Origin of the sequence: Pseudomonas sp. VI4.1 (assembly GCF_002029345.1) — a bacterium.
Taxonomy (GTDB): domain Bacteria; phylum Pseudomonadota; class Gammaproteobacteria; order Pseudomonadales; family Pseudomonadaceae; genus Aquipseudomonas.
Genome location: NZ_MULM01000169.1, coordinates 108567 through 115132 on the forward strand (window position 1 = coordinate 108567; position 6566 = coordinate 115132).

The 6566-nt window shown below is 61.5% G+C and carries 4 protein-coding genes; all 4 read left to right on the forward strand.

The genetic code is table 11. The annotated features are described in order from the left end of the window. Positions 1 to 59 precede the first annotated feature (59 nt). Entirely contained in the window at positions 60 to 1676 is a 1617-nt protein-coding gene (locus BZ163_RS22210; protein WP_128872601.1) for an iron ABC transporter permease, read from the forward strand. 156 nt (positions 1677 to 1832) lie between these two features. Next, positions 1833 to 2915: a glycine cleavage system aminomethyltransferase GcvT gene (gene gcvT / locus BZ163_RS22215; RefSeq protein WP_128872602.1), complete on the forward strand. Its 1083-nt coding sequence runs from the start codon at positions 1833 to 1835 to the stop codon at positions 2913 to 2915. Positions 2916 to 2965: 50 nt separating this feature from the next. Beyond that, a complete protein-coding gene (gcvH, locus tag BZ163_RS22220; RefSeq protein WP_128872603.1) occupies positions 2966 to 3349 on the forward strand; it encodes a glycine cleavage system protein GcvH in 384 nt (127 codons plus the stop codon). A 251-nt stretch (positions 3350 to 3600) separates the two neighbouring features. Further along, positions 3601 to 6474 (forward strand): aminomethyl-transferring glycine dehydrogenase, encoded by a 2874-nt coding sequence (gene gcvP, locus BZ163_RS22225; protein ID WP_128872604.1) that lies wholly within the window; start codon positions 3601 to 3603, stop codon positions 6472 to 6474. Positions 6475 to 6566 lie beyond the last annotated feature (92 nt).

The window sequence follows — 6566 nt, forward strand, 5'->3', positions numbered from 1 at the left end:
AGGCTGCGATCTTTTTGCGTTTTCCCTACACTTCACGATTTCCTTGCGAGAGACCTTCCTTGGCCCACCCCGCCCAACGCCGCTGGTATCCCCTGGTCTTCGCCATCGCTGCGCTGGTCCTGCTGCCCCTCAGCGTCTTGCTGTTGTCATGGCAAACCATCGACCAACAGATCTGGTCCCACCTCTGGGATACCCAGATGTCGCGCCTGCTCGGCAACACCCTGACATTGGTCCTCGGCGTCGGTGTCGGCGTAACGGTCCTGGGTGTGAGCCTGGCCTGGCTCACCAGCCTCTGCGAATTCCCCGGGCGGCGATGGCTGGACTGGGCCTTGATGCTGCCGTTCGCGATTCCCGCTTATGTGTTGGCATTCGTTTTTGTGGGTTTGCTGGATTTTGCAGGCCCGGTGCAAACCCTGCTGCGCGAATGGTTCGGCAGTGGCATCAGATGGCCGCGAGTGCGCTCCACCGGCGGAGTGATTGTGGTGCTGGTGCTGGTTTTCTATCCCTATGTGTACCTGTTGGCGCGGACCGCGTTCCTGGCCCAGGGCAAAGGCTTGATGGAAGCGGCACGGGTCCTGGGGCAATCGCCGTGGCAGGCGTTCTGGCGGGTGGCCTTGCCGATGGCGCGCCCAGCCATCGGTGCGGGCGTGGCATTGGCGCTGATGGAAACCCTGGCCGATTTCGGCGCCGTGTCGGTGTTCAACTTCGACACGTTCACCACCGCCATCTACAAAACCTGGTACGGCTTCTTCAGCCTCTCGACTGCCGCGCAACTGGCCAGCCTGCTGTTGCTGGTGGTGATGGTCGTGTTGTACGGCGAGCGTCGCGCCCGCGGGGCGAATCGGGCGAGTAACGAGCGACCTCGGGTCAAGGCGTTGTATCACCTGCATGGCTTCAAAGCGCTGGCCGCCATGAGTTGGTGCGGCCTGGTCTTCGCCTGTGCCTTCGTGATTCCGATGCTGCAACTGGTGGTGTGGTTCTGGCAGCGCGGGCGCTTCGATCTGGATGAGCGTTACGCCGGGCTGATCGTCCATACCTTGTACCTGGGTGGCATGGCGGCGCTGATCACCGTCGGTGTCGCCCTGGTGCTGGCGTTTGCCCGCCGGCTGGCACCGACCCGCGCGATACGTTCCGGTGTCAGCCTGGCCAACCTCGGCTACGCCTTGCCCGGTTCGGTGCTGGCCGTGTCGATCATGCTGGCGTTCAGTTACCTGGATCGCGAGCTGGTGATCCCGTTTTCGAACTGGCTCGGTGGCGCCGGTAAACCCTTGCTGCTTGGCAGTCTGTCGGCCTTATTGCTGGCCTATCTGGTGCGGTTCATCGCCGTCGCCTACGGGCCGCTGGAAAGCAGCCTGGCGCGAATACGGCCATCTTTGCCCGAAGCGGCACGCAGCCTTGGCGTGAGCGGGCCACGACTGTTTTTCAAAGTGTATCTACCGTTATTGCTGCCTGGCACCTTGAGCGCCGCGTTGCTGGTGTTCGTCGACGTGCTCAAGGAAATGCCTGCGACCCTGCTGATGCGCCCGTTTGGCTGGGACACGCTGGCGGTGCGCATCTTCGAAATGACCAGCGAAGGGGAGTGGGCGAGGGCGTCGTTGCCGGCACTGACACTGGTCCTGGTCGGCTTGTTACCGGTCATCGGATTGATCAGACGTTCGGCGCATCAAAACAGCTAGGTGCCAGTCCTACACCTTGAGGCTACAATGCGCGGCATTCGGTGCGGTCCGTCCTACAGACCTGGTAGCTGAAATAGGCTGAAAGCCTTTTATTTCAAGGCGTTCACCCCGTGCAGCGCCGGCCCGCACCTTCGCCACGCCCGGAAGGAGAAACCCATGGGACAGCGTACGCCTCTGTATGACCTTCATCTCGCCCTCGGCGCGAAGATGGTCGATTTTGGCGGTTGGGATATGCCTTTGCATTACGGCTCGCAGGTCGAGGAGCACCATCAGGTGCGCCGCGATTGCGGGGTTTTCGATGTATCCCACATGACCGTGATCGATGTCGGCGGCCCCCAGGCGAAGGCCTGGCTCCAGCATTTGCTGGCCAATGACGTCGAGCGTCTGCACAGCCCTGGCCGTGCCTTGTACAGCACCATGCTCAATGAGCGCGGGGGCATCGTCGACGACATGATCGTCTATCGCCTCGACGACGATTATCGGCTGGTGGTCAACGCCTCCACCCGTAATCAGGACCTGGCCTGGATGCAGGCCCACCTCGGCGACTACGACGTGCAACTCAATGAGCGCTCGGAGTTGGCGATGCTGGCCATTCAAGGTCCCCAGGCCCGGCAGAAAATCGCGGAACTGGTGACTCAGTCCCGCGGCAATCTGATCCAGCTGCTCAAGCCTTTCGAAGGCCAGCCCGACGGCGACTGGTTTATCGCGCGCACCGGTTACACCGGTGAAGACGGTCTGGAAATCATTCTGCCGGCCGACCAGGCCCCGGGATTCTTCAACGATCTGGTGGGGGCGGGCATTTCCCCGATCGGCCTCGGCGCACGGGACACCTTGCGTGTCGAAGCGGGCATGAACCTTTACGGTCAGGACATTCATCAAGACGTTTCACCGCTGGCCTCCAACATGGCCTGGAGCATTGCCTGGGAGCCGGCCACACGTCAGTTCATCGGTCGCACTGCCCTGGAAGCCGAGCGGGCCGGTGGGGTACAACATAAACTGGTCGGTCTGGTCCTTGAGGAGCGTGGGGTTTTGCGCGCTCATCAGGTGGTTCGCATCGCCAATGTTGGCGAAGGGGAGATCACCAGTGGTAGTTTCTCTCCTACGCTAAGCAAGTCGATAGCACTGGCGCGCGTGCCAATGGCAACTGCCGACCGCGCTGAAGTGGAAATCCGTGGCAAGTGGTACCCGGTTCGAGTGGTCAAACCGACCTTCGTACGCCATGGCAAAACCTTGATCTAACCTTTTCTGGCGGGCAACGACCGCTGACATTTTTCTTGAGGACACAGAATATGAGCGATATCCCTGCCGACCTGCGTTTTGCCGAAAGTCACGAATGGGCCCGCCTGGAAGCCGATGGCACCGTCACCGTGGGCATCAGCGATCACGCTCAGGAAGCCTTGGGCGATGTGGTGTTCGTTGAGCTGACCGAAGTCGGCACAGTCTTCGCTGCCGGTGATCAATCCGGCGTGGTGGAGTCGGTCAAAGCCGCTTCCGATATCTATTCTCCGGTGGCCGGTGAAGTGATCGCGATCAACGAAGAGCTGAGCGCTAACCCGGAGTTGCTCAACTCCGATCCGTACGGCGCGTGGATCTTCAAGCTCAAGCCAAGCAACGCCGCTGACCTGGACAAGCTGCTCGATGCGGCTGGCTACAAGGCTGCCATTGGCGAATAAGCCTTAAGCGTCATCCCCAAAGCCCCGACTCGTCGGGGCTTTTTATTATCTGCCGGATTTCCCCTTGTAGGAGCGAGCTTGCTCGCGATGGACCTGAGCACACCGCGGGGTGTCAGGCTTCAAGCATTATCGTTAACGACCATCGCGAGCAAGCTCGCTCCTACAGGACAGGGTTCACTGTCGGTATCGGCTGCTATGCTGGTTTGACCGTGTTGCATCGACGTTGAGCGCCAGTCAAGAGAGAGCCCGTCATGTCCCAGTTGCCGTCCTTGAGCCAGTTACGCGACCCCAATGCCTTTCTTCGCCGCCACCTCGGGCCCGATGCCGCCGAGCAGCAGGCCATGCTCGACAGCCTCGGCCTCGGCAGCCGGGTCGAGTTGATCGAGCAGACGGTGCCACCGGGAATCCGCCTGAACCGCGCGCTGGACCTGCCCCCCGCCCTCGACGAAGAAGCCGCGCTGGCCAAGCTTCGCGGTTACGCCGAGCAGAATCGGGTCTGGACCAGCCTGATCGGCATGGGCTACCACGCCACTCTCACCCCGCCTGTCATTGTGCGCAACGTGCTGGAAAATCCCGGCTGGTACACCGCCTACACGCCCTATCAACCGGAGATCGCCCAAGGGCGGCTCGAAGCGCTGCTCAACTTCCAGCAATTGACCATCGACCTTACGGGACTGGAACTGGCCAACGCCTCGCTGCTGGACGAAGCCACTGCAGCGGCGGAAGCCATGGCACTGGCCAAGCGTGTCGCCAAGTCCAGGAGCAATCTGTTCTTCGTTGACGAAAACTGTCATCCGCAGACGATTTCCGTGGTGCAGACCCGTGCCGAAGGCTTCGGTTTCGAGCTGGTCATCGACGCTGTGGATAACTTGAAACAGCACCAGGTGTTCGGCGCGCTGCTGCAATACCCCGATACCCATGGCGAGATCCGCGATCTGCGCCCCTTGATCGATCACCTGCATGCCCAGCAGGCCCTGGCCTGCGTCGCCACCGATCTGCTGAGCCTGCTGTTGCTGACACCGCCAGGGGAATTGGGCGCCGACGTGGTGTTCGGCTCATCCCAGCGTTTCGGCGTGCCCATGGGTTACGGCGGGCCCCACGCGGCGTTTTTTGCCAGTCGCGATGAGTACAAGCGGGCGATTCCCGGGCGGATCATCGGCGTGTCCAAAGATGCTCGCGGCAACGTCGCTTTGCGCATGGCCCTGCAAACCCGCGAGCAACACATCCGCCGGGAGAAGGCCAACTCGAACATCTGCACCGCCCAGGTACTGCTGGCCAACATCGCCAGTTTCTACGCGGTCTACCACGGCCCGGAAGGGCTGAAGCGGATTGCACAGCGGGTTCATCGGCTGACCTGCATCCTCGCCGAGGGCCTGGCGCGACATGGCATCACCCGCCTCAACCAGCATTTTTTCGACACACTGACCCTGGAGGTCGGCGGCACCCAGACGGCAATCATCGAAAGCGCCCGGGCAGTGCAGATCAACTTGCGCATTCTCGGGCGTGGGCAGTTGGGGCTGAGCCTCGACGAAACCTCTGACGAGCGCACCGTGGCGAAACTGTTCGATGTATTTCTCGGTGCCGATCATGGGCTCGACGTCGACGATCTGGACGCCGAAACCCTGGCTTGCGGCATTCCCGACGGGCTGTTGCGGACCTCGCCTTATCTACGTCACCCGGTGTTCAGCGCACACCACAGCGAAACGGAAATGCTGCGTTACCTCAAACAATTGGAAAACAAGGACCTGGCGCTCAATCAATCGATGATCCCGCTCGGCTCCTGCACCATGAAACTCAATGCCACCAGCGAGATGATCCCCATCACCTGGCCACAATTCGCCAACCTGCACCCCTTTGTGCCGAAAGAACAGGCGGTGGGTTATTCGCTGATGATCGAGGAGCTGGAACGCTGGCTCTGTGCGATCACCGGTTTCGATGCGATCTGCATGCAACCCAACTCCGGCGCCCAGGGCGAGTACGCCGGGTTGCTGGCGATTCGCAAGTATCACGCGAGCCGCGATCAAGGCGCGCGGGATATCTGTCTGATCCCGTCCTCGGCCCACGGTACCAACCCGGCGTCGGCGCAAATGGCCGGGATGCGGGTGGTGATCGTCGAGTGCGACGAGGCGGGTAACGTTGATCTGGATGACCTGAAACAAAAGGCCGCTGCCGCCTCGGACAAACTCGCTTGCCTGATGGCGACTTATCCTTCGACCCACGGCGTGTACGAGGAGGGCATCAGTGAAATCTGTGAAGTGATCCACAGCCACGGCGGCCAGGTGTACATGGATGGCGCCAACCTCAATGCACAGGTCGGGCTCGCCCGGCCGGCGGACATTGGCGCCGATGTGTCCCACATGAACCTGCACAAGACCTTCTGCATTCCTCACGGTGGCGGCGGCCCGGGCATGGGGCCGATCGGCGTGCGCGCTCATCTGGCGCCGTTCGTCGCCAATCACCCGGTGGTACCGATCGAAGGGCCGCTGCCGGAGAACGGCGCCGTCAGCGCGGCGCCCTGGGGCAGCGCGAGCATTCTGCCGATCAGCTGGATGTACATCGCCATGATGGGCCCGCAACTGGCGGACGCCAGCGAGGTGGCGATCCTCGCCGCGAATTACCTCGCACAGCATTTGTCCGGCGCTTTTCCGGTGCTCTATACCGGACGTAAAGAACGGGTGGCCCACGAATGCATCCTCGACCTGCGACCGCTCAAAGCGTTGACCGGGATCAGTGAAGAGGACGTGGCCAAGCGCCTGATGGATTACGGCTTCCACGCGCCAACCATGTCGTTTCCGGTGCCGGGGACACTGATGGTCGAACCGACCGAGAGTGAATCGAAGGCCGAGCTGGACCGTTTTATCGGGGCGATGCTGAGCATCCGCGCGGAAATCACCGAGGTGCAGAACGGCAACTGGTCGGCCGAAGACAACCCGCTGAAACGTTCGCCGCACACCTTGGCCGACATCACCGGGGTGTGGGAGCGGCCCTACAGCATCGAGCAGGCGGTGACGCCGGATGCGCACACCAAGGAGCACAAGTATTGGCCGGTGGTAAATCGGGTGGACAATGTTTACGGCGATCGGAATCTGTTTTGCGCGTGTGTGCCGGTAGACGAATACCGCTGAAACACACAAAAAACCCCTGTAGGAGCTGGCTTGCCAGCGAAGGAGTGTCAGTCGACAATCAATGTAGGCCTGACCCACCTTCGCTGGCAAAG

Excerpts from the sequence above, each read along its gene's own strand:
- gcvT (WP_128872602.1), top strand. The coding sequence starts at position 1,833 with ATGGGACAGCGTACGCCTCTGTATGACCTTCATCTCGCCCTCGGCGCG.
- gcvH (WP_128872603.1), top strand. The coding sequence starts at position 2,966 with ATGAGCGATATCCCTGCCGACCTGCGTTTTGCCGAAAGTCACGAATGG.
- gcvP (WP_128872604.1), top strand. The coding sequence starts at position 3,601 with ATGTCCCAGTTGCCGTCCTTGAGCCAGTTACGCGACCCCAATGCCTTT.